Source organism: Spirillospora sp. NPDC000708, from assembly GCF_040299565.1.
Lineage (GTDB): Bacteria > Actinomycetota > Actinomycetes > Streptosporangiales > Streptosporangiaceae > Spirillospora.
This window is the reverse complement of sequence record NZ_JBEPCJ010000003.1, coordinates 74,996-100,861: the sequence shown is the minus strand read 5'-3', so window position 1 is coordinate 100,861 and position 25,866 is coordinate 74,996. Positions and strand designations below refer to the sequence as shown.

The window sequence follows — 25,866 nt, the reverse complement described above, 5'->3', positions numbered from 1 at the left end:
ACGCCTAGCGGGCGGCCACGAGCCGCCACAGCGACGTGGTCTCGGACGACCGGGCGGCGTGGAGCGGGTCGTCCTGATCGGCGGCGCGCGGGTGCGCGGGCCGGGTGTCGAGGCGCCCGGCGACGGCCAGCCCGGCCGCGTCGACCAGCCGCAGCAGATCGTCGCGGGTCCGCAGGCCGAGGTGTTCGGCCAGGTCGGACAGGATCAGCCAGCCCTCGCCGCCCGGTTCCAGGCGGTCCGCGAGGCCGGCGAGGAAACCGCGGAGCATCCGGCTCTCCGGGTCGTACACGGCGCGTTCCAGCGGCGTGGTCGGCTTCCCCGGAACCCACGGCGGGTTGCACACGACGAGCGGGGCGCGCCCCTCCGGGAACAGGTCAGCCTCGACGAGTTCGACGTGTTTCGCGACATCCAGCCGCTCGATGTTCTCCTGGGCGCACGCAAGCGCGCGCGGGTCCTGGTCGGTCGCGACGATGCGCTGCACTCCACGGCGTGCCAGCACCGCCGCGAGCACACCGGTTCCCGTACCGATGTCGAACGCGACCGTGGTCGCGGGCAGCGGCGCCTGCGCGACCAGGTCCACGTACTCGCCCCGCACAGGGGAGAACACCCCGTAGTGCGGGTGGATACGGTCGCCTCCCAGCGCAGGGATCGGAACGCCCTTCTCGCGCCATTCGTGCGCGCCGATGAGGCCGAGAAGCTCCCGCAGGGACATGACGTAAGGCTCGTCGTCCGGCCCGTACGCCTCCGTGCACGCCTGCGCCACGTCCGGTGCGCGCCGCAAGGGGATCGTGTGGCCGGGCTCGAACGGGATGAGCAGCATGCCGAGCGTACGGGCGCGCTGCGCGCGCGCCTGCCGGTAGAGGTGGAACGCCTGCACCTGCGACGGTTCGGGTTTCCGCTTGCGCTTCCGCGGCGTCCGGTCGGCGCGCCGCGCCATCGCCGTGAGCAGCTGCCGCGCGTTCTGGAAGTCGCCGCGCCACAGCAGCGCCGTCCCCTCGCACGCCAGCCGGTACGCCTCGTCCGCGCGCGTCGCGTCGTCGGCGATCACCACGCGGCGGGGCGGGGCGGCGCCGCTCTCCGACCGCCACCGCGCCGAGCGGTCCCGGCCGTCCTCGCGCCAGCCGATCACGGTCCGCTCGTCCACACCGAGCAGGGTAGCGGCGGCGAGGGGGCCGATGGGACGATCACCCCATGCGTCTACCAGGTCCGTTGCACGTGCTGAACGAGGGCCTGGCCTTCGTCCTGGAGCTCGCCGCGCTGGCCGCGCTGGCGTGGTGGGGCTTCACCGCGGGCGGGAACGTGATCGTGCACGTCGTCCTCGGCCTCGGGACGCCCGTGGCGGCGATGGTCCTGTGGGGGATGTTCGCCGCTCCCCGCGCCCGCTTCAAGGTCGCGTTGCCGCTCGTCCTGCTGGTGAAGGCGGTCGTCTTCGGCGCCGGGGCGCTCGCGCTCTACGGCGTCGACCGGCCGGCCCTCGCGGTCGCGTTCGCCGTCGTCGCGCTCCTCAACACCGCCCTCGCCACCCTCGATCGCGACGCCGCCTTCCGCACCGCCTCCCCATGAGCTGATCCCCGGCACGCGCCCGCGGGGCCGGGAATCGGCCGAGGTCAGTCGGCGGCTTCCGCGGACTCCTCGGTGGCGGCGGCGAGGTCGGCGCTGGACAGGTGCCGGGACGTCTCGGCGAGCTTGCGGAGCGCCGCCTCCGACGGCGAACCGGGCTCGGCCGCGTACAGCATCAGCCGGCTGAGCTCGGGGTCGCCGGGCAGGTGCAGCGTCTCGAACGGCAGGACGAGCCGTCCGACGTCGGGATGGTCGATGCGGGCCTCGCCGTGCGTCAGCTCCGTGACGTGGTGCGCCGACCACAGCCGCACGAACTCCGGGCTGCGCGCGCGCAGGTCGTCGATGAGCGCGCGCAGGTGCGGGTCGTCGGGATCCTGCCCGGAACGGAAGCGCAGGTAGGCGACGTTGCGGCGGGCGACCGTGGGCCAGTTGTCGCCGAGCCGCGCCTGGTAGTCGGCGTTGAGGTGGATCTGGTGCGACCAGGTCCGCTCGTCCGGCGGCACGTTGGCGAGGTCCACGAAGATCGCCGCGGTGAGCCGGTTCCACGCGACGACGTTGGTGTAATGGCCGACGACGTACGCGGGCGCGTGGGTGATCGAGTCGAGCAGGTGCTGCAGCGGCGGGCGCAGCCGGGCGGGCGCGTGCGGGCGGGGCCGGCGCGGCGGGTGCGCGAGGCGGTGCAGGTGGGCGTGCTCGACGGCGTCCAGCCGCAGCGCCCGCGAGATCGCGTCGAGGACCTCGGCGGACACGCCGTCCGCGGTGCCCTGCTCCAGCCGGATGTAGTAGGCGACGCTCACGCCCGCGAGCTGCGCCAGCTCCTCGCGCCGCAGGCCCGGGACGCGGCGGCGGGTCCCGTAGGCGGCGACCCCGGCGTCCTCGGGGCGCAGCCGGGCCCGCCGCGACTTCAGGAACTCGCCGAGTTCGGTGTTGCGCGCCATGCCGGTGAGGCTATCCGGTGATCCTGCTACTGCCGGTGGTACGAACGGGCGGGGGCTGGGTGTGCGCGCGGCGCGGCGCGAGAGTCGCTGCCATGAGCGTTCTCACGAGCGCCGCGGTGACCGCCTCCGAGCGGATGTCCCCGCGGCACAAGCTGATCCTGACCCTGCTGCTCGGCGCGCAGTTCATGCTCGCCATCGACTTCTCCATCCTCAACGTCGCGCTTCCGGTCGTCGGCAAGGGACTCGGCTTCGGCCTCGGGCAGCTGCAGTGGATCGCGACGGCGTTCGCGCTGCCCGCCGCCGGGTTCACGCTGCTGTTCGGACGCGTCGCCGACCTGGCCGGACGCCGCCGCATGCTGCTCGCCGGGATGGCGCTGCTGGCCGCCGGCTCGCTGGTCGGCGGGCTCGCCGCGTCCCCCGCGATGCTGCTGGTGGGCCGCGTTCTGCAAGGGCTCGCGACCGCGATCGCGACGCCTGCGGCGCTGTCGCTGCTGACCACCTCGTTCCCCGAGGGGCCGCTGCGGACGCGGGCGCTCGGGCTGAGCGGCGCGCTGATGTCCGCCGGGTTCACCGTCGGCGCGGTCCTCGGCGGCGTGCTCACCGACCTGCTGAGCTGGCGCTGGGCGTTCCTGGTCAACGTGCCGGTCGCGGTGCTGATCCTGGCGGTGACGCCGGCCTTGGTCGCCGAGAGCCGGGCGCGGGACGGCGCGCGGCTGGACGTCCCCGGCGCGGTCACCGTCACCGGCGGCCTCCTCGCCCTCGTCTACGGGATCACGACCGCCGGGCAGCACGGCTGGGCCGACCCGGTCGCGCTGGCCGCGCTGGCCGCCGCCGTCGTCCTGCTGGTCGCGTTCGTGCTGGTCGAGCGGCGCTCCCCGGCCCCGCTCGCGCCGCTGAACGTGCTGACCCGGCGCAGCGTGAGCTGGGGCAACGCGGGCGGGTTCGTGGCGTTCGCCACCGAGACGTCGCTGGTGTTCCTGATGACCCTCTACCTGCAGCAGGTCCTCGGCTTCTCGCCGCTGACCACCGGCCTCGCGCTCGGCGTCCTCGGCGCCGGGACGTTCGCGGGCGGCGTCGCCGCGCCGCGGATCATGGGCCGGTTCGGCGGCCGCGCGACGCTCGTCGGCGGGCTCGTCCTGCAGGCCGCCGCGACGGCCGCGCTGCTCGGCCTCGGCGCGGACCGCTCGGCGCTGCCGCTGCTGCTCGCCGCGACCGCGATCGGCGGGTTCGGGAACCTCGTCGCGATCGTCGCGTTCATGGGGACCGCGACGTCCGGGCTGCCGGACGGCGAGCAGGGCCTCGCGACCGGCCTCGCCACCATGACGCAGCAGGTCGCGATCACCCTCGGCATCCCGGTGATGAGCGCCGTCGCCACCGCGCACGCCTCCGTCCTCGGCGGCGTCCACGCCGCGACGCTGGTCAACGCGCTGATCGCGGTCGCGGGCGGCGCCCTCGTCGGGCTGTTCCTGCGCCGCCCCCGAACCCCTGGACGCCCCTGAACCCCCGGACGCTCCTGAACCCCTGGACGCTCCTGAACCCCCGGAAGGGACGAATCCGATGGATCTCGAACTCGCGGGCAAGGTGTTCATCGTGACCGGCGCGTCCGCCGGGATCGGTGCGGCGACCGCGCGGCTCCTCGCCGACGAGGGCGCGCAGGTCGTCGGCGTCGCCCGCACCCCGCACGGGGACGGCGTCGCCGCCGACCTCACCGACCCGTCCGCCGCGCAGCGGATCGTGGACGCGGCGCTCGACCGGCACGGCCGCCTCGACGGCCTCGTCAACAACGCCGGGGCGCTCGACGCGCGGATCGGCTTCCTGGACGTCACCGACGACCAGTGGCACGCCACGTTCGAGCTGAACTTCCACGCCGCCGTCCGGATGGCGCGCGCCGCGCTCCCCGCGCTGATCGACCAGGGCGCGGGCAGCCTGGTGCACGTGTCCAGCGAGGCGGGGCGGTTCCCCGACACCCCGCTGGTCGACTACGCGGCGTCCAAGACGGCGCTGCTGTCGGTGTCGAAGACGCTGGCGGGGGAGTTCGGCCGGTGCCGCATCCGGTCCAACGTCGTCACGCCGGGGCCCACCCGCACCCGGCTGTGGGACGAGCCGGGTGGGTTCGCCGAGCAGCTGTCGGCGCAGTACGGGCTGCCGGTGGAGGAGGCGATCGACCGGTTCGTCCGGGAGGAGCGCCGGCTCCCGACCGGGCGGCTCGGCGCGCCGCAGGACGTGGCGCGCGTCATCGCGTTCCTGCTGTCGCCGCTGTCCGCCCAGGTGACGGGCGCCGAATGGGCCGTCGACGGGGGAGCCCTCCGGCAGCTCTGAGCGCGGCGGGGGCCGCGAGGCGATGGGCCGGGCGCGGGGTGCCCGGCCCATCCCCGTCCTTCAGGCGGGGACCTTGTCGAGGAAGCCGGTCACGCGGTCGAAGCGGCCGTCGTCGTCGAAGGTCGCCACGTCGAAGCCGACCACGATCGCCTCGCCGCCCTCGGGGCCGAGCTCCCAGGTGAACCGGGCCACGTTGTGGTGGGCGTCGACGGCGCCCGCCGCCCGGAACACCAGGCCGGGGAACTGGCCCTGCGCGGCGCCGATGAACGCGTCGATCGCGTCGCGGCCCTCGGCGACGCCCAGCGGGTCGACGTAGACGGGGTTCTCGGTCCACAGCGCGTCGATCGCGGCACGGCGGGCGGCGGGGTCGGTCTCGTTCCAGGCGGCCAGGTACTGCTCGACCCGCTGCTGAACGTCGCTCATCTCACTTCTCCTTTATCCGACCGGGGTCATCCGCCCCGGTGATCTCTACAGTGCCGTGCCGGCGGCCGGAGATCGATTACCTGGGACGTCATGCGGGGTCCGACCGGATTCGCCCGCCTTGGTGCCGGATAGTGTCTGGCTGCGAACTCCCCCGGCGGCCACCCCGCGACGGCCACCCCGCGGGGGACGGACCCGCCCCTGGGAAGGAACGTTCCAGCAGTGACCGCCGAGGCCCCCGCGCACCCCCTGCACGCGACCGGCCGCGCGGGCGCGACCGCCTCCATCGGCCTGGGCGTGCTCGGCGCGCTGTTCTTCTCCGCCTCGTTCATCGCGAACCGGATGATGGCGGTCGGCGGCGGCGCATGGGAGTGGACCGGCGCGCTCCGCTTCCTCTTCTCGCTGCCGATCTTCCTCGCGATCGTCGGGGCGCGCGGCGGCGTCCGGCCCGTCCTGCGGGCGCTGCGCGCCGACCCGCTCCCCTGGACGCTGTGGAGCACCGTCGGATTCGGGCTCTTCTACGCGCCGCTGTGCCTGGCCGCCGACCTCGCGCCTGGCTGGACGGTCGCCGCGACCTGGCAGGTCACGATCGTCTGCGGGATGCTCCTCGCGCCGCTGCTCTACGCCGACGAGCGCGGCCGGATCCCCGGCCGGGGCGCCGCGCTGTCGCTGCTGATCCTCGCCGGGGTGTTCCTCAGCCAGGCCGGCGGGCACGGCGGGACGTCCGCGGGCGCGGCGGGCGGCGTCGCGGTCGTGCTGGTCGCCGCCGTCGCCTACCCGGTCGGGAACCGCCGGACGATGGAGCTGGCCGGGGCCCGCCTGGACACCTTCCAGCGGCTGCTGGCCATGTCGATCGGCAGCCTGCCGTTCTGGATCGCCGTCGCCGCGGCCGGGGGCGTCCGGGCGGGGGCGCCGACATCGGGGCAGCTCGTCGCGAGCCTGGTCGTCGCGGTCAGCTCCGGCGTGATCGCGACGTCGCTGTTCTTCGCCGCGACGCACCGCGTCCGCCGGCACCCGCTGCGGCTCGCCGCCGTGGAGGCCACGCAGGCCGCCGAGGTGGTGTTCGTCGCCCTGCTGGAACCGCTGTTCACCGCCACGGACCCGCCCGGCGCCGTAGCATGGACGGGCATCGCCGCGATCGCGCTCGGGGTCGTCCTCTACGCCTTCGCGGGCCGTCCCACCCCCGAGGGATGATGTCGTTTTTCCGCCAGTGAACATGCCTGACCATCGGTGATGCTGGAGGCATGCACGAGGACGTAGAAAGGTGCGTGCGGGCCGTCCAGTCGAAGGACGCGCGCTTCGACGGATGGTTCTTCACCGGGGTCGTGACCACCGGGATCTACTGCCGCCCGAGCTGCCCGGTCGTGCCGCCGAAGCCCGAGAACATGCGGTTCTACCCCAGCGCCGCCGCCGCGCAGCAGGCCGGGTTCCGCGCCTGCAAGCGCTGCCGGCCCGACACCAGCCCCGGCTCCCCCGAATGGAACCACCGCGCGGACGTCGTCGCCCGCGCCATGCGGCTGATCGCGGACGGCGTCGTCGACCGCGAGGGCGTGCCCGGCCTCGCCGGACGCCTCGGCTACAGCACCCGCCAAGTCGAACGGCAGCTCAACGCCGAACTCGGCGCCGGCCCGCTCGCGCTCGCGCGCGCGCAACGGGCCCAGACCGCGCGGCTGCTCATCGAGACGACGCCGCTGCCCATGGGCGACATCGCGTTCGCGGCCGGATTCGCCAGCATCCGCGCGTTCAACGACACCGTCCGGGAGGTGTTCGCCCTCACCCCGACCCAGCTGCGCGACCGCGTCGCCAAGGGCCACCCGCCCGCCGGCTCGGGGACGCTGTCGCTGCGGCTGCCGTTCCGCGCGCCGCTGTGCCCCGACAACCTGTTCGGGCACCTCACCGCCACCGCCGTCCCCGGCGTCGAGGAGTGGCGGGACGGCGCGTTCCGCCGCACCATGCGGCTCCCCCACGGGCACGGCATCGCCGCCCTGAGCCCGCGCCCCGACCACGTCGCCTGCACGCTGACGCTGAGCGACCTGCGCGACCTCACCATCGCGATCAGCCGCTGCCGCTGGATGCTCGACCTCGACGCCGACCCCGTGGCCGTCGACGACCTGCTCCGGGCGGACCCCGCCATGGCACCGCTTGTCGACAAATCACCCGGGCGCCGTGTCCCGCGCACCATGGACGCCCCGGAGTTCGCCGTCCGGGCCGTGCTCGGGCAGCAGGTCTCCGTCGCCGCCGCGCGCACACACGCGGCCCGCCTCGTCGCCGCGCACGGCGACCCCATCACCGACCCGGGAGGCGGCCTCACCCACCTCTTCCCGACCCCTGCCGCGCTCGCGGAACTGGACCCCGAGGCGCTCGCCTTCCCCAAGACGCGCCGCACCACCCTCACCACCCTCGTGGACGCGCTCGCCAACGGCGAGATCGACCTCGGCGTGGGAAGCGACTGGGACGAGGCCCGGACGCGCCTCTACGCCCTCCCCGGCTTCGGCCCCTGGACCGTCGAGACGATCGCCATGCGCGCGCTGGGAGACCCCGACGCGTTCATACCGGGCGACCTCGGCATCAAGAACGCCGCCAAGGCACTCGGCCTCCCCGCCACACCGGCGGCTCTCACCAAGCACGCCGCACAGTGGCGTCCATGGCGCGCCTACGCCGTGCAGTACCTGTGGGCCACCAGCGACCACCCCATCAACCTTCTCCCCGCCAACTGACCAGGAGACGTACCCATGGAACCGACGCATGTCGTCGTGGACAGTCCCGTCGGGCCGCTCACCTTGGTGGCCATAGACGGCGCACTATGCGGCCTGTACATGGTGAACCAGCGGCACCGTCCGCGACAGGAGTCCTTCGGTGCCCCCGGAGACCCCGAGGACGAACCGTTCGCCGCCACCGCCGAGCAGCTCACCGCGTACTTCGCCGGAGAGCTGACCGAGTTCGACCTCCCGCTCAACCTGCGCGGCACCCCCTTCCAAGGACGGGTCTGGGCCGCCCTCCAGGAGATCCCCTACGGCGAGACCACCACGTACGGGGAACTCGCCGTCGAACTCGGCAAGCCCAGCGCGTCCCGGGCCGTCGGCCTCGCCAACGGCAAGAACCCCGTCGGCCTCATCGTCCCGTGCCACCGCGTCGTCGGCTCCACCGGAAGCCTCACCGGCTACGGCGGCGGCCTCGACCGCAAGCGCTACCTCCTCGACTTCGAGCGCGGGACCCGCAGCGTCGAGGCCGCGCTCTTCTGAGTCACCCGCTCCGCCGACCGCTCCGCCGACCGCTCCGCCGACCGCTCCGCCGCCGCGTGCACGGACTCCCCCTCGACGGGGCGGCCACCGTTCTGTCAGAGGCGGGAGTTACCGTGCTCGGAGAGCACGCGAAACGTGGAAAGGCAGACCAAGGTGGAGTTCCGAGTCGACCGTCAGACGCTCGCCGAGGCCGTGGCGTGGGCGGCGCGGACGCTGCCCGCACGCCCCGCGCTGCCCGTCCTCGCCGGGATGCTCGTCGAGGCCACCGCCGACGGCGGGCTCGCGTTCGCCGGATTCGACTACGAGGCGTCCACCCGCGCGCGGGTGGACGCCGACGTCGCCGAGCCCGGCCGCGCCCTCGTCCCCGGCCGGCTCCTCGCCGAGATCGTCCGGAGCCTGCCGGCGCAGCCCGTGGAGTTCACCACCAAGGGCGCCGAGGTCGTCGTCCGCTGCGGCCCCGCCGAGTTCGGCCTGCTCACCCTGCCCGTCGAGGACTACCCGACGCTGCCCGAGCCGCCCACCCGCGCCGGCACCGTTCCCGGCGACCTGTTCGCCGCCGCCGTCGCCCAGGTCGTCCCGGCGGCCGGGCGCGACGACACCCTCCCCATGCTCACCGGCGTCCGCATCGACCTCGACGGCGACACCATGTGGCTCGCCTGCACCGACCGGTACCGCATCGCCGCCCGCGAGCTGACCTGGTCGCCCGCCGAGCCCGGGTTCACCGCCGGCGTCGTCGTGCCCGCCCGCACCCTCGCCGACACCGCCAAGGCGATCCGGCCCGGCGCCGAGGTCGCCCTCGACCTCACCGGCGCCGCCGACACCCTGATCGGCGTCTCCGGCGGCGGCCGCAGCATGACCAGCCGCCTCCTCGACGACCAGTACATCAACTACCGGTCCCGGCTCACCGGCGACTGGACGTCGGTCGCGGAGATCCGCACCGCGCCGTTCGTCGAGGCGATCAAGCGGGCCGCGCTGGTCACCGAGCGCGGCACCCCGATCCGGCTCGGGTTCACCGCCGGCGAGGTCCGCATCCGCGCCGCGGCCGGCGACTCCGCCCGCGCCAACGAGAGCCTCGGCGTCGAGCTGTCCGGCGACGACATCGACATCGCGTTCGCGCCGCAGTACCTGCTGGACGGCCTCGCCGGCATCGACACCGAGTACGCCCGCCTCGAATGCGCCGGCCCCACCAAGGCCGCCCTGCTCACCGGCATCCCCGACCGCGAGGACGGCGAGGAGCCGGGCCCGGACGCCCCGTCCGACACCGGCTTCCGCTACCTCGCCATGCCCGTCCGCCTCTCCGCCTGACCCCGAACGCGGCGGCGAAGCGGGGCGGTCAGAGGTCGAGGACGGCGAGGACGAAGCGCAGGTCGTCGGCGCCGGAGTTGCCGTAGGAGTGCGGGCGGTCGCCGACGAACACGGCGGCCGTCCCCGCCTCCAGCAGGTCGGTGCGGCCGTCCACGCCGAGCGTCAGCGTGCCCGCCTCCACGTAGACGATCTCCTTGGTGCCGGGCACGTGGGCGTCGCTCTCGCGGACCTCGCCGGGCCGCAGCTCCCACCGCCACAGCTCCAGCGACGGCCGCGGATCGCTGCCCGCGAGCAGCGTGCCCGTCCCGCCGTCCGCGCCCTCCCACAGCACGACGTGCCGTTCCGGGCGGAACACCCGCACCGGCGGCTCCTCCTCCACCTGCACGAGCCGGGTCAGCGGGACGCCGAGCGCGTCGGAGATCCGGATGAGCGTGCCGAGGTTGGGGTTGCCGCGCCCCTGCTCCAGCCCGACCAGCACGCCCTTGCTGACGCCGGACCGCCCGGCCAGCTCGTCCAGGCTCCAGCCGTGCCCCGCCCGCAGCGCCCGGACGGTCCGCGCGACGGCCTCGCCGATCGCCTCCTGCCCGCCCGACCCGCTCTCCTGCCCGCTCAACCCCGGCCTCCCGCCCGCCCGGCCCGTGATCCGACGCCCTCCACGATCCCACCATCACCGATCCCCGGCGTCACGGCGGGCCTCCGGTTCGCGGTGCGGGACAGCGGCGTCAGGGCAGCCAGCGGCCGTCGCGCATCAGGTCGCGGCCGGCCAGCTCGTTCACCTCGCGCCACGCCTGGACGCGGCGCGGCGTGACGCGGAACCAGCGGTACGCGCCCGCCGAAGTTCGCGGGTCGAAGCCGGTGCGCTCGGCGAACAGGTCGGCCCGCTCGGGCGGCAGCGCGTCCAGGTCGATGGCCTCCACGTCGCCGTCGATCACGGTGACGTCGCGGGTGGGGCCGAGCCCGAGCCGGACGGTGCGGGCCGCGGCGAGGTTCCGGCCGGTGGGGCTGGTCGCCGGGGTGGCCATCAGCAGCGCCTCCCCGTCCCAGTCGAAGGACAGCGGCACCAGGTACGGGACGCCGTCGGGCGAGGCGGTCGCCACCCAGACGTCCACGTCGTGGACGAGGCGGTGCTCGGTGTCGCGGCGGCGCCGGTCGCGGGACCGGGGCTCGGGAACGGGCCGGGTCTCCTGCGCGGAAGGGCTGGTCATGGTCGCTCCGGTGGTCGTGGGTTCGGGGCCGGTCCGGGACGTCGCGCCGGGCCGGCCGGCGTGGTCCCAGCCTCTCCCCGCCGGGGCGCGGGCCGCCTCCGTGCCGGTCACGGAATCGACCACGGATAATGAACCGGTGTCCAGTCCAGCGGTGTCGGCCCGGGAGGCCGAGGTGCTCGCGCTGCTCGGGGAGCACCTCAGCAACGCGGAGATCGCCGCGCGGCTGGTGATCTCCGTGCGCACCGTCGAGTCCCACGTCTCGTCGATGCTGCGCAAGCTGCAACTCCCGGACCGGCGGGCGCTCGCCCGGCATGCCGCCGAGGTCGCGCGCGCCGAGGAGTCGCAGGCGGCGCCCGCGCTGCCGGCGCCGCTGACCGCGTTCATCGGCCGGGTCCGCGAGCGCGGCGAGCTGGCCGGCGCGGTGAAGGCGCACCGGCTGGTGACCGTGGCCGGCCCGGGCGGGGTGGGCAAGACGCGGCTGGCGCTGGCGGTGGCGGCGGACGTGGCGGGCGACTTCCCCGACGGCGTGTGGTTCGCCGACCTCGTCCCGGTCACCGAGCCGGGCCGGGTGGGGGCGGCGGTCGCGGCGGCCGTGGGCGTCGGCGAGCAGCCGGGCCGCGGCATCGACGACGCGGTGCCGGCCGCGCTGGCGGACCGCCGGGCGCTGCTGGTGCTGGACAACTGCGAGCACGTGCGCGACGGGGTCGCGCCGTTCGTGGAGCGGCTGCTGGCCGCCTGCCCGCGGCTGCGGGTGCTCGTGACGAGCCGCGCCCGGCTGATGGTGCCGTTCGAGCGGGTGGTGCCGGTCCCGCCGCTGTCGCGGGAGGGCGGCGACGAGTCGGACGCGGTGGCCCTGTTCATGGACCGGGCGGCGGCGGTCGGGTGGCCGCCGGGCCCGGCGGTGAGCGAGGGGGTCGTGGCCGTCTGCGAGCGGCTCGGCGGCATGGCGCTGGCGATCGAGCTGGCGGCGGCGCGGTGGGCGACGCTCGGCCTGGACGGCCTGACCGCCGGGCTCTCCGACCAGCTGCGGATCCTCACCGGCGGGTCCCGCGCGGACGACCGGCACCGGTCGGTGCGGGCGGTGCTGGACTGGAGCCACGACCTGCTGGAGCCGGAGGACCGGGCGCTGCTGCGCCGGGTGTCGGTGTTCGTCGCGCCGTTCACCGCGGAGGCCGCGGCGGACGTCGCCGGGTTCGGCCCGCTGGACCCGGCCGCGGTCGTCGACGGGCTCGGCCGCCTCGCCGAGCAGAGCCTGCTCTCCGCGGCGCCGTCGGAGACCGGCACCCGCTACCACGCGCTGGAGACGATCCGCCAGTACGGGACGGAGCGGCTCGCCGGCGCGGGCGAGGCGGCGGACGTCCGGTCGCGCCATCTGGCGTGGTGCCTGGCCGCCGCCGGCGCCCTGTCCGGCACCGGCGGCGCGGACTGGCGCGTCCGGTTCGACGCCGTCGCCGAGGACCTGCGAGCCGCCCTCACCTGGGCGTCCGACCAGCCGGAGCACAGGGCGGACGCCTGCCGTCTCGCCCGGTCGATGGGCGAGCTGGCCTTCGCGCGCACGCTGCTCGGCGAGGCGCAGCAGCGGTTCGAGCAGGCCGCCGGGCTTACGGACGGCGCCGAGGCCGCCGCCGCCCTGCGGCAGGCCGCCGCCGTCGCCGGATGCCGCAGCGTGGACGGCGACATGTTCCGCCTGTACCGCGCCGCTGCGGAGTCCGCCCGCCGAGCCGGGGACACCGTCGCCGCCGGACGCGACCTGGCGACGGCCGCGACCGTCGCGTACCGCTTTTCCAGCTCGTTCGAGCACGTCCCGCCCGTGGACGAGGTGACCGCCATGCTCGCGGAGGCGCGCGCGCTGTCCGGCGATGATGCGGGCGCCGGGGCGGCCGTCGCGCTGGCCGAGGCGGCGGTGCTCGCGGACGCGTTCGGCTCCGTCCAGGGAGATCCGGAGAACCCCGCGCAGGAGACGGTCGGGGAGGCCGAGCGGGCGGTCGAGCTGGCCCGGCGCGCGGGTGACCCGGTCGCGGAGTCCGCCGCCCTCGACGCGCTCTCCGGCGCCCTGAGCTGGGCGGGCGACTCCTTCGGCGCGGCGGCCGCGGCCCGGCGCCGGATCGGCCTGCTGCCGGCCGAGCCGTCCGGGCCGGCGGAGACCCACGAGCTGATGGACGCGCTCGCGATGGCCGCCGGGACCGCCGTCGGCGTGGGCGAGCTGCCGGACGCGCGCCGGTTCGGCGGGCGCCTCGCCGGGCACCCGCTGCTGGCCGAGGCGGGCCACCACGCCACGTCCTGGCTGCTGGTCGCGGACGCGTTCGCCGGGAACGCCGCCGAGGTCCTCGCCGACAGCCTGCGGTTCCGCGACGCGTGGGAGCAGAGCGGGCGGCTGCGCACGCGCTCGCTCGGCCCCGCCGCCGCGTCCGTCGCGATGATCCACGGCCTGCGCGGCGACGCCGACGCCCGGAAGGCGTGGCTCGCGATCGTCGACGAGGCCGGTCCGGAGGCGGACCACCGCCTCGGATACGGCGCGGTCTTCGACGCCATGGTCCGGCTCCACCACGGCGACCCCGCCGCGGCGCTCGAACGCGTCGCTCCGGCGCCCGACGAGGTGTGGAAGTGGGTCTGCTGGGTGTGGCTGCACTGGTACGCGGCGCTGCGGGCGGAGGCGGCGGTGCTCGCCGGGCACGCCGCCGCCCGGGACCGGATCGCCGCCGCCCGGACCATGGTCGCCGGCAACCCGGTCGCCTCCGCCCAGGTGGACCGGGCGGAGGCGCTGCTCGACGGCGACGTGCCGCGCCAGCTCGTCGCGGCCGCGGCGTTCGAGGCGGCCGGCTGCCGCTACCAGGCGGCCCGCACGCTGGTGCTCGCCGGGGGCGAGCACGCCGCCGCCGGACAGGCCGCGCTCGCCGACCTCGGCCTCGCGCCCATGACGGTCAGCTAGCCCCCCGCGCCGTCCAGCCGCCTGCGAGGCCGCGCCGCCCAGGCGTCCGCGTGCCGCCTGCGGTGTGCGGCGCGGTCAGCCGACCGCCCGCTTCACCAGCTCGGCGATCCGGGCCTCGACCTCCTCCGTCACCTCGGTCAGCGCGAAACCGGCCGCCCACATCGGGCCGTCGTCCAGCTTCGCCAGGTCGCTGAACCCGAGCGTCGCGTACCGCGCCTTGAACTTCTCCGCGCTCTGGAAGAAGCAGACGACCTTGCCGTCCAGCGCGTAGGCGGGCATCCCGTACCAGGTCTTCGGCGCGAGCTGGGGGGCGGCGGCCGTGACGACGGCGTGGACCCGCTCGGCCATCACGCGGTCCGGGTCGTCCATCGCGGCGATCTTTTCGAGCACGTCCCGCTCCGCCTCCGCCGCCTTCTCGGCCTCCGAGGCGCGGCGCGCCGCCTTCTTCTGCTCCTTGGCGTGCTCCTTCATCGCGGCCCGCTCCTCGGCCGTGAAACCCTCGTAACCGCTGTCCTTCGTGGCCGCCATAGCCGCTCCCTCAGTGGTGGTTCCTCGCGTTCGCCGGTGTCGTTCCCGGTCGATCGCCGTGGTCACAGCGTTCCGCACCCGGAGTGCGGGCCGCCTCCGTGCTCACCACTGAATGTCCACCACGGAGAGGTCTCGGTGCCGGTCCGCGCGGTCACGCGGGGTGCGGCGCCGCGGCGGCGGCCAGGCCGTGGACCCAGTCGAAGATCACTTCGTGCGCCTGCTGGAGGGCGCCGTTCTGGCAGTGGAGGTGCCCGCCGTCCGCCTCGGCGAAGGTGTGGACCCGCACGGAGCGGGCGCCGGTGAGGCGGGCGGCGAAGTCGCGGCCGAGCGCGGGATCGTAGAAGTGCTCGCGCTCGGCCAGCAGGACGAGGGCGTCCGCGGTGATCTCGCCGGCCCAGGCGCCGTCGTCGAAGGGGCGCATCGCGTCGATCAGGCCGGGCAGGGTTCCGGCGCCGAACGTCCAGAGCGCGTTGCCGATCCCCCAGCGGGCCTGCGCGTCGAACCGGCCGTACAAGGGGACGGCGCGCCGCATCCACCACGGCATGCGCTGGAACGCGCCGCGCGCCGGGCGGGGCACGTTGTGCAGGAACGCGGTGAGCATGCCGGGGAAGTAGTCGTACAGGACGACGCCGTCGTAGCGCGGTTCGAAGGCGGCGGCCCTGGCGAGGAGGTGGCCGCCGAAGCTGATGCCGGCGCCGACCAGGAGCCGCGGTTCGACGAGGCCGGACAGCCAGTCGAGCACCGCCCGGGTGGGACGCTCCCACTCGGCGGTGAACGGCATGCCGTGCTCGCGCAGCGCCGACCCCTGGCCGGGGCCGGTGAACATCAGCACGCAGTGGCCGCGCCGCACGGCCGCGGCGCCGAGCATGAAGTACAGCTCCTCCAGCGTGGAGTCGAAACCGCCCTGCACGACCAGAACCGTGCGGGCGTCCGGGTCCGCAGGGCGCATGAAGAGCGCCTCCAGGTCGGCGCCTTCGTAGGGGATGCGGGTGCGGGTGATGTCCGTGCCGAGGGCGTCGAGCCCGGCGTCGAACAGGTCGCGGCAGGCCGCCGCGGTCGCGGTGCGGCGCGGGTCCGCCGGCTCCAGGAAGAACTCGGCCTGCCGCATGTAGTTGGCGGCCCTGAGCAGCGAGGTGCCCCGGGACACGGGCTCGCCGTACGCGCGTCCTCGTGCCGCCACCCGTTCCGCCATCGCGGACCACTCCCGGTACCACGACTCGAACCCGCCCCGGCGGACGCGTGCCATGACGGCGGCGACCTCGCCGAACTCGCCGCCGTCGTAGGCCGCGGCCCACAGCCCGCGCAGCGCCTCGAAGTCGAACGCGGGCGTCCGGGAGAACCTGATCCTGCGCATCGCGGCCCCATTTCCTATGTCATGACACATATCTGCCCGGCGCCGAGCATATGCATGTCATGACACATAAAGCAATAGACTCCCCCCGTGGAGCCCGTACTCGAACTGCTCATGGCCCTGAAGACCGCGCAACGCGAGGTCGAGCGGCGGTTCAACCACCTGCTGCGGCCCCTCGGCGTCACCGCCGTCCAGGCCGAGGCGCTGCTGATCATCGCCGACGAGCAGCCGGTCTCCATCGCCGACCTCGGCGCCCGGATGGCCGCCGACCCCGGCCATCCGAGCCGCCTCGCCGACCGCCTCGCCGCGGCCGGCTGGATCGACCGCCGCCCCTCGCCCCGCGACGGCCGCCGGACCGACCTCACCCTCACCCCGGACGGCCGGGACCTCGTCGAGCGCATCGTCGCCGCCCGGCGGCCCTACTTGGAGCGGGCGGCCGCCGCGCTCGCCGAGACCGGCCTCGACGGCGTCCTGCCGGACCTGTGGCGCCTGCTCGACCTAGTCCGCGCGCTCCCCGAGCCGGACGATCGGCCCGGCGCGCCCGGCCCCGAGTGACCCTCCCCGACTGACCGGGCGGATGCCGGCCCGCCGGGAGAACAACCGGCGAGAACAACCGGCCGCTTCCGCGTGTTGGAGATAACGGCTTTCCCCTGACGCTCCCTCGGTCGGTATGATGAACTTTCAAGTTCACTTAAATGACCGTCAGAAGGGGAGCACCGGGATGCTGGAGCGGATCACCGTGGACGAGGCCGTGCGGGAGCTCCGTCCCGACTTCGCCGTGCTCGTCATGACCGCCGAGGGCCTGCACAACGGGCCGAGCGACGCGGTCTCCGAGGGCTGGCTGCGCGAGGCGGGCGAGCGCGCCGACGCCGCGGACCCGCACGTCGAGGCGTGGCACGAGGCGTACCGGGCGTTCGGCGCGAAGCCGAAGCGGACCCGCCCGTCCGTGGACGCCCTGCTGCGCCGCGCCGACGCGCTCCCCGCGATCAACAAGGTCGTCGACGCCTACAACGCCGTCAGCGTCGCCCACGCCCTGCCGATCGGCGGCGAGGACCTCGACGCCTACCAGGGCCCCGCCCGGCTGGTCAGGGCCACCGGCGACGAGCCGTTCGACGTGATCGCCGCCGGTGAGCCCGCCGTGGAGCACCCGGACGCCGGCGAGGTCGTCTGGCGCGACGACGCGGGCGTCACCTGCCGGCGCTGGAACTGGCGGCAGTGCGTCCGGACCCGGCTCACCGAGACCACCAAGAACGGCCTGTTCCTGCTGGAGCGCCTCGCGCCCTACCCGCTGGAGCGGCTGCACGCCGCCGGCGACGACCTCGCCGCCCGGCTCCGCGAGATCTCCCCGGACGTCCGGATCGAGAGCCGGCTCGTCGGCGGGGCGTGATGGTCACCGCCCTCGCCCTCGTCACCGCCGTCGCGTTCGGCGTCGCCGACTTCCTCGGCGGCGCCGTCTCGCGCCGGTCCACCGCGCTGAAGACCCTGACGCTGTCCGCCCCGATGGGCCTGTGCGTCGCCGTCGCGGCCGCGCTGCTGGCCGGCGGCGCACCCGCGCCCGGCCCGATGGCCTGGGGCTTCCTCGGCGGGCTCACCGGAGGCGTCGGCCTCATCACCTTCTACCGCGCGCTCGCCCGCGGCCCGATGAACGTCGTCGCGCCGGTGTCCGCGCTGGCCTCCGCGGTCCTGCCGGTCGGCGCCGGCGTCCTGCGCGGCGAGCGGTTGGACGAGACCGCCCTGCTCGGCGTCCTGCTGTGCCTGCTCGCGATCGCCCTGGTCAGCATGGAGAAGGGCGGGGAGGCCGAGCCGTCCGGGACCGCCTCCCTCGTCCGCCGGCCGCTGGACAGCGGCCCGCTGATGGCGCTGGTGTCCGGGTCCTGCTTCGGCGTCTTCTTCATCGTGCTGAAGGCGGCCGGGGACGGCGCCGGGCTCTGGCCGATCGCCACCGCCCGCATCGGCACGCTGACCGTCGTGTCCACGGCGCTGCTGATCGCCCTGCGGACGCGCGGCGGCGACCGGGGCCCGTGGGTGAGCGGCCGGGCGCTGATCGGCCTCGCGCTGCTGTCCGGCATCCTCGACTCCGGCGCCAACGCCCTGTACTACCTGGCCGTCCAGGACGGTCTGCTGAGCCTCGTCACCGTCCTGACGTCGCTCTACCCGGCCATCACGGTGATGCTGGCGAGGATCGCCTACAGCGAGCGGCTCCGCGCCGTGCAGCGCGTCGGGATGGCGATCGCGGTGGCGGGGGTGGCGCTCGTCACCGTCGGCTGACCCCGCCCGCGCGAGCGCAGCCGCCGCACCGTCGGCCCGGCGGTCCGGCCGATCTCTGGAAAAGGGGGCGTCCGGCGGTGTATCCATGATCGGATGCTCGCGGGACGGCCAGGGGAGGGGCAGTGCGCACCGGGCTGAGACTGGCGGACAGGTACCGGCTCGACGCCCTCCTGGGACGCGGCGGGATGGGCGAGGTATGGCGCGGCCTGGACGAGCGGCTCGGCCGGCCGGTCGCGGTCAAGATCCTCACGGCGCCGACGGGGACGGACGCCCGGCTGGCCGACCGGTTCCGCCGGGAGGCGGAGATCATGGCCCGGCTCCGCCACCCGGGGATCGTCGTCGTCCATGACGCCGGCGAGGACGAGCACCTGCTGTTCCTGGTGATGGAGCTCCTCGACGGTGAGGACCTGTCCGCGGTGCTGAAGCGCCACCCGCAGGGCCTGCCGGTCGACCGGGCGATGCGGCTGACGGAGGGGATCGCCGACGCGCTGCACGCGGCTCACCAGCGCGGGGTGGTGCACCGCGACGTCAAGCCCGCCAACGTGATGGCCCACCCCGGTGACCGGGTGACCGTCATGGACTTCGGCATCGCCCGGTACGCCGACCAGGTCACGGAACTGACCGGCAGCGCGATCCTCGGGACGCCCGCGTACATGGCGCCCGAGCAGTTCGAGAAGGCGCACGAGCCGACGCCGCAGACGGATCTGTACGCGCTGGGCGGGGTGCTGTTCGCGCTGCTCACCGGCCGGACGCCGTTCAACGGGGACAGCCTGCACGCGCTGATCCGCGAGATCGTCCTCAGCGATCCGCCGAGGCCGCGCGAGGTGCGTCCGGACCTGCCCGGAGAGCTCGACAACCTCGTGCACGCGCTGCTGGCGAAGGATCCGCGGGACCGGCCGCCGGACGCCCTCGCCGTCGCCGAGCGGCTCCGTGCCGTTCCCGCGCCCCGGCCGGAGGCGCGACCGCCGATCCCGGCACAGGCCCCGCCTCCGGCGCAGGCCCAGTCTCCGGGCCAGGCTGCGCCTCCAGGCCAGGCCCAGTCTCCAGGCCAGGTTCCGCCCCCGGGCCAGGTTCCGCCCCCGGGCCAGGTTCCGCCTCCGGACCAGGTTCCGCCTCCGGGGCAGGGGGCGGCGCCCGGGTCGGTGCTGCCCCCGCCTTCACCTCCGCCCCCGGGCCTCCGGACGAGGCCGGTCACGGAGGCACCGGCCGCCCCGGCCCCTCCGACGGTCGCCGTGGACCAGGATTCGCCGATGTCCCTGAGGGCCTGGCTCCTGGCGACGGCCGCGATCCTCGCCGTGGTCGCGGGCGGCTGGTTCCTGCTGCAGAACGCCACGGGGACCCGGGTGAACGAGGGGAGGTTCTCCGCGCCCCCCGCCTGCGACCGTCTCCCGGCACCCAGCGTCCAGGGCGCGGAGGTCTCTCCGACGAAGAGTCCGCCGGGCACCAAGGACTCGGTGCAGTGCACCTGGTCGGTCCTGCCCAAGGACTTCGCCGACCGGGGGAGCATCACCGTCGAGTTCAAGCGGTACGGCGAGAAGGACGGGGAGTCGGGAACCGCCAATGCGCACGCGGCCGTGATGAGCGCGGGTAGTGGCGACCCCGTCTCCGGAATAGGGGACGAGGGGCACTACATCGACGCCTCCGACCCCTTCGCCGCGCCGCAGTTGATGTTCCGCGTCGACAATCTCACGGCCGACATCAGCATCAGTGACGGCGAGCAGTCGGAGGTCGCCGCGAAGAACGAGGCCGCCTACGCCGGCCGGCTCGCAACGGCACTGCTCAAGCTGCCCGCGCGCTGATCGGGGCGGGCGGCGGACGACAAAGCGCGAGGGGCGGGACCACAGGTCCCGCCCCTCGCGCTGGCCAGGTCATGGCCGGGTGGCGGTGGTGGTGGGATTCGAACCCACGGAAGCTTGCACTTCACACGCTTTCGAGGCGTGCGCCCTCGTCCACTAGGCGACACCACCGCGGGGAAGCCTACCGGACTCTGCGGTGTACGAAGAACTCGGAGAGCAGCGCGCCGCACTCCGCGGCCAGCACGCCCGCGAACACCTCGGGCCGGTGGTTGAGGCGGCGGTCCCGGACGACGTCCCACAGCGACCCGACGGCGCCCGCCTTCGGGTCGACCGCCCCGTAGACGACCCGGTCCACCCGCGCCTGGACGGACGCGCCGGCGCACATCGTGCACGGCTCCAGCGTCACCACGAGCGTGCAGCCGGACAGCCGCCACTCCCCGCGTGCCCTCGCGGCGGCGCGCATCGCGACGATCTCCGCGTGCCCGGTCGGGTCGGCGCTCCGCTCCCGGTCGTTGCGGCCGGTCCCGATCACCGTGCCGGAGCCGTCCAGAACCACGGCACCCACCGGGATCTCGCCGTCGGCGGCGGCGGCGCGCGCCTCGTCCAGCGCCCAGCGCATCGCCGCGCCGAACTCCTCGTCCGGTTCGGCGGCGGGGCCGGTCACGGGGTCAGTCACGGAGGCGGTCGAACTCCTCGCCGAACCCGGCGCGCTCGGCGACGGCCAGCAGCGCGTCCCCGGGCAGGGCCCGCTCGCCCAGGTCGCTGAGCTGCTCCGGGGCGATCCCGAGGTCCTCCAGCAGCGCCGGGTCGCCGCCGGCGTCGCCGTCGGGGACCTCCCCGACGAGCTGGTGGAACAGCGCGGCGAGCCCGTCCTCGCGGACGGTCGACACGTACGCGCGGGGCTCGTCGTCCCCGTCCAGCCGGACGACCGCGAACCAGTCGTCGTCCTGCTCGACCAGCAGGACGACCGGGTCGCCGTAGGACTCGACGGCGGCCTCCCGCATCAGGTCGGCGACGTCGTCGACGTGCTCGGCCTCGGCGAGCACGGCCTCGGTCCCGACCCAGCCCTGCGGGCTCTGCGCGAACACGGCGGCGAAGTACGGCACCTGCTCATTGTGACCCACGGGGTTGCTCCGGTCACACCCCTCGCGCGCTTTCGGTCATGAGGATATTTCGGGTTTTGTCCCATGGTGGTCCACTCCGGTTCTTCCCCTGGTGCCCCAATGATCGTGATACTTCTCACCGGCCGGGCGGCGGGAGGAGCACCATGGGCAAGGACGAACTGACGAGGCGCGGGTTCCTGGCGGGCACGGCCGGGGCCGCCGCGCTCATCGCGGCGAGCGGTGCGGCCGGGACGGCGGCCGACGCGGCGGCGACCGTCCGGGCGCCCGTCTCCCCGCTCCCCGACCCCGGCGACTCCGGCATCGACCACATCGTCGTCGTCATGATGGAGAACCGGTCCTTCGACCACTACATGGGCTGGGTCCCCGGCGCCGACGGCAAGCAGGCCGGACTCACGTTCACCGACGCGCAGGGCGACGCGCACGACACCCACCACCTGACGGTCCCCTACGGGTGCGGCTTCAACGACCCCGACCACTCCTACGAGGGCGGCCGCACCGAGTACAACGGCGGCGCCTGCGACGGGTGGCTCCGCGCCGGAGAGAACGACGTCTTCTCCATCGGCTACTTCAAGGGACCCGACCTCGGCTTCCACGGCCGCGCCGCCCTCGACTGGACGCTCTGCGACCGCTACTTCGCCGCCATCATGTCGTCCACGTTCCCCAACCGGATCTTCCAGCACGCCGGGCAGACCGACCGGATCTCCAACACCTTCACCTTCTCCGAGCTCACCACGGTCTGGGACCGGCTGAAGGAGAAGAAGATCCCCGCGCACTACTACTTCAGCGACGTGCCGTTCACCGCGCTGTGGGGCCTGAAGCACCTCGACATCAGCCGCCACATCAACTACTTCTACGACGACGCCAAGCACGGCAGGCTCCCCGCCGTCAGCTTCGTCGAGCCGGGCTTCGTCGGCGAGGCGCTGCCCGGAATGTCGGAGGACGAGCACCCGCTCGCCGACATCCGGTTCGGCCAGAGCTTCCTCAACAAGGTCTACACGGCGATCATCGACTCGCCGAACTGGGCCCGCACCCTGCTGGTGATCAACTACGACGAGTGGGGCGGGTTCTTCGACCACGTCCCGCCGCCGGCCGGCCCGGACCCGCGTCCCGACCTCGGCACCGGCCTGCGCGGCTTCCGCGTCCCCTGCCTGCTGATCTCACCGCGCGCCCGGCGCGGCGCCATCGCCCACGAGGTGTACGACCACACGTCCGTGCTGAAGGCGATCGAGTGGCGCTGGGGCCTCGAACCGCTGTCCGTGCGGGACGCCGCCGCCCGCAACATCGCCGAGGTGCTCGACTTCGAGAGCGCCCCCCGGCTGAAGGCGCCGCACTACGACGTCCCGCGCCCGCTCACCCTCGGCTGCATCGACCCGCGGCACACCCACGCCGGCGACGACTGGGCCCAGCTCAACGCCTACGCCCTCACCCACGGGTTCAGGTGACGGGTCAGGACACCGCGTCGAGGGCGCGTTCGAAGGCGGGGGCGAAGCCGACGCGGCCCGCGATGCTGAGCAGCATCTCGTCCGGGTAGAGCTCCAGGTCGCCGGAGATCGCGCCGAGCTCCATCTCGTCCAGCCCCAGGTCCGCGAAGATCGACATGTCGCCGACCGGCAGCACCTGGTCGAGCTCCTCGTCCTCCGGGATCGGGATGTCCAGGTACTCCAGGACCTGCCCGGCGAGCGGCCAGTCCACCGACGCCGTGACGTCCGACAGGAACACCATCACCTCGTCGCCGAGCAGGCGGATCGCCACGAAGAAGTCGTCGCCCACCGACACCAGCCCGATCGTCCCGCCCAGGCTCGGCTGCTGCCGCAGGGCATGGATCAGCCCGGCGAGATCCTCGGTCAGCGCCACCGGGAGGATCTCGGCCTCCCAGCGGTCGTCCTCGCGGTACACCACGACGGCGAAGTCCGTCGCGTCCACATCCGTCATTTCCACCCCACCGGCGCCGTTCCTGCCTGGGCATGGTCGCAGATGCGGCGCGTGCTCGCGTGCCCCACCGCCAAACTCGGCGGCGCACCGCCGGGTGAAGCGGGGAGTCGGCTCCGCTTTCCGGTACCCAAGGGGACGAACCTACTCGATCCCTGACGGTCCCCCGCGAAGGGGGCGGCCCCTCCGGGCCCGCCGCTCAGTTGATGCGGAACGTGCGGCGCCTCAGCGCCGCGTGGATCCGGGCGCGCCGTGACCTGTGCGGCGTCACGCGCCGGCGCAGTTCCCGCGCCTCCGCCAGCTCCCGCAGGAAGATCGCCCGGCGGCGCAGCCGCTCGCGCACCTGCTCGGGCGAGATGTCGCCCTCGCCACCGGGCTCGCGGCCCGCTGTGACATCCCTCACCGCCTCGTCGACGTCGGAGGCGTCGACGGGGAACGGCACGGGTTCGGGCGGGGGGACAAGGGAGTCGGGAGCCGGCGGCGCGCTCTCCGCGGGGCCGGATCCCGGCCCGGGCGGATCGGGCGCGGGCTCGCCCGCGCGCTCCCGCCGCCGCTCGCTGTCGCTGCTCATAACGCCATGGTGCCCAGCTCAATGGCGTCCTATCCAAGATTGCCGGCCCGGCCGCCGCGCGCGGGCCTTGGGCTACGGTGTGCGCATGCAGACCCTCGCCGTCGACCATCCGCTCGTCGCGCACAAGCTCACCACGCTGCGGGACGTCCGCACCGACTCCCCCACGTTCCGCCGCCTGGCGGACGAGCTCGTCACGCTGCTGGCCTACGAGGCCACCCGCGACGTCCGGGTCGCCCCGGTCACCGTGCCCACCCCGCTGGTGGAGACCGACGGCGTCCAGCTGGCCAGCCCCAAGCCGCTCGTGGTGCCGATCCTGCGCGCCGGGCTCGGCATGCTGGACGGCATGACCCGGCTGCTGCCGACGGCCGAGGTCGGCTTCCTCGGCATGATCCGGGACGAGGGCACCCTGCAGGCCCAGACGTACGCCACCCGGCTCCCCGACGACCTGTCCGGCCGGCAGTGCTACGTCCTGGACCCGATGCTCGCCACCGGCGGCACCCTCGCCGCCGCGATCAAGCTGCTGTTCGACCGCGGCGCCGACGACGTCACCGCGATCTGCCTGCTCGCCGCGCCCGAGGGCCTCAAGTACCTCGAGGACGCGTTCGCCGGGACGTCCGCGCCGATCCGCGTCGTCACCGCCGCGATCGACTCGCACCTGAACGAGCAGGGCTTCATCATGCCGGGCCTCGGCGACGCCGGCGACCGCCTCTACGGCGTCGTCTGACCGGAGCACGGGAGGCGATCCCCACCGGCGTTCTGACCGCCGCCCCGAGCGGAGCGGCGGTGCCAGCGGAGAGCGATCCGGGTGTGCACCGCGTTCCGGATGTTCGTTCCTGGTGGCAAGGGGTACGAACGCGCTACGGAACGTCAGTGCGCGTTCCCCTCCGCCGCCCCGGCACAGGGGACCGTTACGGACCGGGCGGCGCGAGCGAGGCTAGGGAGTCGCGATGACTCACCAAGGGGATGGCGACCTGCCGCGCTACGCCGCGATCGGCGAGCGGCTCACCGAGGAGTTCGAAGGAGTCCACCAGTCCGACACCGTGGAACGGTGCGTGTCCGCCGCGCGGCACGGCGCGGACGAGGTGTGCGGGGGAGCCTCGCCGGACCTCGTGGAGCGGATCGCGCGCCGGCACCTGGAGGTGCTCGCCACGGTCGCCGCCGAGAAGCGCCGCCGGGCGCGCCGATCTTCTCTCGACAACGCGCCATAGCCCTTGCTTTGCCGGGGGTTGCGGCTGTGCGAAACTGAACCGGGGTCCGTGGGTCGACGCTCCGGGAGGCAGCCGTGCCCGCAAGCAAGCACATGACGAGGGCCGCGGCGGCCCCGCCCGATGGGCGCCGCTCCGGCCCGAGGCCGCGATGAGGCTGGTGACCCCGGGGGACTCGGCCCCGGCCTCGGTGAACAAGTACCTCCTCCCGCACGAGAACCAGGTGATCACGGTGCGCCGGCATCCGGCCGTGCTGATGGTCCCGGTCGGGCTCGTCCTCGGCGGGCTGATCGTCGCGGGCGTGCTGAGCAACACCGTCGCCAGCCAGGCGGGCACGGTGATCAGCTGGATCTGGTGGGCGTGGCTGATCCTGCTCGCCTGGTTCGTCTGGCGGGTCGCCGAATGGTCGGTCGACTACTTCGTGATCACGAACCAGCGGATGCTGCTGACCACCGGCCTGATCACCCGCAAGGTCGCGATGATGCCGCTGGCGAAGGTCACCGACATGAGCTTCAAGCGGACGATCGCGGGCCGGATGCTCGGCTACGGCGAGTTCGTCCTGGAGTCCGCGGGCCAGGAGCAGGCGCTGTCGAACGTCCCGTACCTGCCGTACCCGGAGCAGCTCTACCTCGAGGTCTGCGAAATGATCTTCCCGAACAAGAACGCCACCGCCGACGACTGACCCCGGGCACACCTCCCGCAGCCGCCCGATTCCGGGCGCTACGGTCCGGTCATGACCGGTTCGGTGCGGCGTCCGCTGCTGTTCCTCGACGTCGACGGTCCGCTCATTCCGTTCGGTTCGCCGCGGCCGTACCCGACGTATGAGACGGATCGTCCAGAAACGCGGGAAACCGCCGCGCATCCGCTTCTGTCAAGGCTCGATCCCGCGCACGGCCCGCGCCTGGCGGCCCTGCCGTGCGAGGTGGTCTGGGCGACGACCTGGACGGCCGACGCCAACGAATGCATAGCCCCCCGGCTGGGTTTGCCGGAGCTGGCGGTGGTCGACTGGCCGGACCCGTCCGAGGCGGACGAGTTGGACGAGCGGGCCGGCCTGCACTGGAAGACGCGGACCCTCGTCGGCTGGGCGACGACCTGGACGGCCGACGCCAACGAATGCATAGCCCCCCGGCTGGGTTTGCCGGAGCTGGCGGTGGTCGACTGGCCGGACCCGTCCGA

Annotated in this window: 28 protein-coding genes and 1 tRNA gene; 17 read left to right on the top strand and 12 right to left on the bottom strand. The window is 74.4% G+C overall.

The features are described from left to right. Positions 1-4 precede the first annotated feature (4 nt). On the bottom strand, positions 5-1,144 hold the full coding sequence (locus tag ABT299_RS03405) for a methyltransferase (protein ID WP_500249632.1): 1,140 nt from the start codon (positions 1,142-1,144) through the stop codon (positions 5-7). A 47-nt stretch (positions 1,145-1,191) separates the two neighbouring features. Here ABT299_RS03405 and ABT299_RS03400 point away from each other — a divergent pair, with 47 nt between their 5' ends. Then, entirely contained in the window at positions 1,192-1,563 is a 372-nt protein-coding gene (locus ABT299_RS03400) for a YrdB family protein (RefSeq protein WP_387025687.1), read from the top strand. 44 nt (positions 1,564-1,607) lie between these two features. Here the strand turns inward: ABT299_RS03400 and ABT299_RS03395 are convergent, their stop codons facing one another. Continuing rightward, entirely contained in the window at positions 1,608-2,498 is an 891-nt protein-coding gene (locus ABT299_RS03395; protein ID WP_500249631.1) for a helix-turn-helix domain-containing protein, read from the bottom strand. A gap of 92 nt (positions 2,499-2,590) precedes the next feature. On the opposite strand from ABT299_RS03395, the gene ABT299_RS03390 reads away from it, so the two are divergent. Continuing rightward, positions 2,591-3,997 (top strand): MFS transporter, encoded by a 1,407-nt coding sequence (locus tag ABT299_RS03390; protein WP_500249630.1) that lies wholly within the window; start codon positions 2,591-2,593, stop codon positions 3,995-3,997. 58 nt (positions 3,998-4,055) lie between these two features. Next, positions 4,056-4,817, top strand: coding sequence for an SDR family NAD(P)-dependent oxidoreductase (locus ABT299_RS03385; RefSeq protein WP_190863122.1), 762 nt, complete (start codon positions 4,056-4,058; stop codon positions 4,815-4,817). Between the two features lie 60 nt (positions 4,818-4,877). Here the strand turns inward: ABT299_RS03385 and ABT299_RS03380 are convergent, their stop codons facing one another. Continuing rightward, entirely contained in the window at positions 4,878-5,240 is a 363-nt protein-coding gene (locus ABT299_RS03380) for a nuclear transport factor 2 family protein (protein WP_190863124.1), read from the bottom strand. A 219-nt stretch (positions 5,241-5,459) separates the two neighbouring features. On the opposite strand from ABT299_RS03380, the gene ABT299_RS03375 reads away from it, so the two are divergent. The 4 genes from ABT299_RS03375 (at position 5,460) to dnaN (ending at position 9,784) form a co-directional block, all read left to right on the top strand. Beyond that, the gene (locus ABT299_RS03375; protein ID WP_500249629.1) at positions 5,460-6,431 is read left to right on the top strand and encodes a DMT family transporter; all 972 of its coding nucleotides are present in this window, start codon (positions 5,460-5,462) and stop codon (positions 6,429-6,431) included. A 50-nt stretch (positions 6,432-6,481) separates the two neighbouring features. Further along, positions 6,482-7,954: an AlkA N-terminal domain-containing protein gene (locus ABT299_RS03370; protein ID WP_500249628.1), complete on the top strand. Its 1,473-nt coding sequence runs from the start codon at positions 6,482-6,484 to the stop codon at positions 7,952-7,954. Positions 7,955-7,969: 15 nt separating this feature from the next. Beyond that, a complete protein-coding gene (locus tag ABT299_RS03365) occupies positions 7,970-8,479 on the top strand; it encodes a methylated-DNA--[protein]-cysteine S-methyltransferase (RefSeq protein WP_500249627.1) in 510 nt (169 codons plus the stop codon). Positions 8,480-8,632: 153 nt separating this feature from the next. Continuing rightward, positions 8,633-9,784, top strand: a complete 1,152-nt coding sequence (dnaN, locus tag ABT299_RS03360) for a DNA polymerase III subunit beta (protein ID WP_190863215.1) — start codon at positions 8,633-8,635, stop codon at positions 9,782-9,784. Positions 9,785-9,812: 28 nt separating this feature from the next. On the opposite strand, the gene ABT299_RS03355 is transcribed toward dnaN, so the two are convergent. Together ABT299_RS03355 and ABT299_RS03350 are read right to left on the bottom strand one after the other, a co-directional pair. Beyond that, positions 9,813-10,397, bottom strand: a complete 585-nt coding sequence (locus ABT299_RS03355) for a helix-turn-helix domain-containing protein (RefSeq protein ID WP_500249626.1) — start codon at positions 10,395-10,397, stop codon at positions 9,813-9,815. A gap of 109 nt (positions 10,398-10,506) precedes the next feature. Next, entirely contained in the window at positions 10,507-10,989 is a 483-nt protein-coding gene (locus ABT299_RS03350) for a pyridoxamine 5'-phosphate oxidase family protein (protein ID WP_500249625.1), read from the bottom strand. Between the two features lie 136 nt (positions 10,990-11,125). Between ABT299_RS03350 and ABT299_RS03345 the strand changes: the two genes are divergently transcribed. Then, positions 11,126-13,918 (top strand): ATP-binding protein, encoded by a 2,793-nt coding sequence (locus ABT299_RS03345; RefSeq protein ID WP_500249624.1) that lies wholly within the window; start codon positions 11,126-11,128, stop codon positions 13,916-13,918. Between the two features lie 75 nt (positions 13,919-13,993). On the opposite strand, the gene ABT299_RS03340 is transcribed toward ABT299_RS03345, so the two are convergent. Both ABT299_RS03340 and ABT299_RS03335 read right to left on the bottom strand, forming a co-directional pair. Next, positions 13,994-14,446 carry an iron chaperone gene (locus ABT299_RS03340; RefSeq protein ID WP_387025667.1) on the bottom strand — a complete coding sequence of 151 codons (453 nt, stop codon included), beginning with the start codon at positions 14,444-14,446 and terminating at the stop codon, positions 13,994-13,996. Positions 14,447-14,597: 151 nt separating this feature from the next. Beyond that, complete coding sequence (locus ABT299_RS03335) at positions 14,598-15,800, bottom strand: alpha/beta hydrolase (RefSeq protein ID WP_500249623.1); 1,203 nt, start codon at positions 15,798-15,800, stop codon at positions 14,598-14,600. A gap of 87 nt (positions 15,801-15,887) precedes the next feature. On the opposite strand from ABT299_RS03335, the gene ABT299_RS03330 reads away from it, so the two are divergent. The 4 genes from ABT299_RS03330 to ABT299_RS03315 all read left to right on the top strand — a co-directional run bounded on the left by ABT299_RS03330 (position 15,888) and on the right by ABT299_RS03315 (position 19,864). Next, a complete protein-coding gene (locus ABT299_RS03330; RefSeq protein WP_500249622.1) occupies positions 15,888-16,352 on the top strand; it encodes a MarR family winged helix-turn-helix transcriptional regulator in 465 nt (154 codons plus the stop codon). Between the two features lie 166 nt (positions 16,353-16,518). After that, positions 16,519-17,184, top strand: coding sequence for a B3/B4 domain-containing protein (locus ABT299_RS03325; protein WP_190863143.1), 666 nt, complete (start codon positions 16,519-16,521; stop codon positions 17,182-17,184). Then, on the top strand, positions 17,184-18,065 hold the full coding sequence (locus ABT299_RS03320) for an EamA family transporter (RefSeq protein WP_500249621.1): 882 nt from the start codon (positions 17,184-17,186) through the stop codon (positions 18,063-18,065). The genes ABT299_RS03325 and ABT299_RS03320 overlap by 1 nt, the downstream gene beginning before the upstream one ends. Before the next feature lie 122 nt (positions 18,066-18,187). Beyond that, positions 18,188-19,864, top strand: a complete 1,677-nt coding sequence (locus tag ABT299_RS03315) for a serine/threonine-protein kinase (RefSeq protein WP_500249620.1) — start codon at positions 18,188-18,190, stop codon at positions 19,862-19,864. Between the two features lie 80 nt (positions 19,865-19,944). On the opposite strand, the gene ABT299_RS03310 is transcribed toward ABT299_RS03315, so the two are convergent. The 3 genes from ABT299_RS03310 to ABT299_RS03300 form a co-directional block, all read right to left on the bottom strand. Next, a tRNA-Ser gene (locus ABT299_RS03310) sits at positions 19,945-20,032 on the bottom strand. Between the two features lie 10 nt (positions 20,033-20,042). Next, positions 20,043-20,480, bottom strand: a complete 438-nt coding sequence (gene tadA, locus ABT299_RS03305; RefSeq protein WP_500249720.1) for a tRNA adenosine(34) deaminase TadA — start codon at positions 20,478-20,480, stop codon at positions 20,043-20,045. 49 nt (positions 20,481-20,529) lie between these two features. Continuing rightward, entirely contained in the window at positions 20,530-20,967 is a 438-nt protein-coding gene (locus ABT299_RS03300; RefSeq protein WP_190863150.1) for a tRNA adenosine deaminase-associated protein, read from the bottom strand. A gap of 161 nt (positions 20,968-21,128) precedes the next feature. On the opposite strand from ABT299_RS03300, the gene ABT299_RS03295 reads away from it, so the two are divergent. Continuing rightward, positions 21,129-22,427: an alkaline phosphatase family protein gene (locus ABT299_RS03295; protein ID WP_500249619.1), complete on the top strand. Its 1,299-nt coding sequence runs from the start codon at positions 21,129-21,131 to the stop codon at positions 22,425-22,427. A 4-nt stretch (positions 22,428-22,431) separates the two neighbouring features. Here ABT299_RS03295 and ABT299_RS03290 read toward each other — a convergent pair whose 3' ends face one another. After that, a complete protein-coding gene (locus ABT299_RS03290) occupies positions 22,432-22,917 on the bottom strand; it encodes a tRNA adenosine deaminase-associated protein (RefSeq protein ID WP_190863154.1) in 486 nt (161 codons plus the stop codon). A 196-nt stretch (positions 22,918-23,113) separates the two neighbouring features. Then, entirely contained in the window at positions 23,114-23,485 is a 372-nt protein-coding gene (locus tag ABT299_RS03285) for a hypothetical protein (RefSeq protein WP_190863228.1), read from the bottom strand. Positions 23,486-23,570: 85 nt separating this feature from the next. On the opposite strand from ABT299_RS03285, the gene upp reads away from it, so the two are divergent. The 4 genes from upp to ABT299_RS03265 form a co-directional block, all read left to right on the top strand. Next, a complete protein-coding gene (gene upp / locus ABT299_RS03280) occupies positions 23,571-24,209 on the top strand; it encodes a uracil phosphoribosyltransferase (RefSeq protein ID WP_190863156.1) in 639 nt (212 codons plus the stop codon). Between the two features lie 223 nt (positions 24,210-24,432). Beyond that, positions 24,433-24,693 (top strand): hypothetical protein, encoded by a 261-nt coding sequence (locus ABT299_RS03275; protein ID WP_190863158.1) that lies wholly within the window; start codon positions 24,433-24,435, stop codon positions 24,691-24,693. Positions 24,694-24,841: 148 nt separating this feature from the next. Continuing rightward, on the top strand, positions 24,842-25,372 hold the full coding sequence (locus tag ABT299_RS03270) for a PH domain-containing protein (RefSeq protein WP_151540952.1): 531 nt from the start codon (positions 24,842-24,844) through the stop codon (positions 25,370-25,372). Positions 25,373-25,423: 51 nt separating this feature from the next. Continuing rightward, positions 25,424-25,866, top strand: a 443-nt coding sequence (locus ABT299_RS03265) for an HAD domain-containing protein (protein WP_500249618.1), incomplete at its 3' end; no start/stop codon positions are given.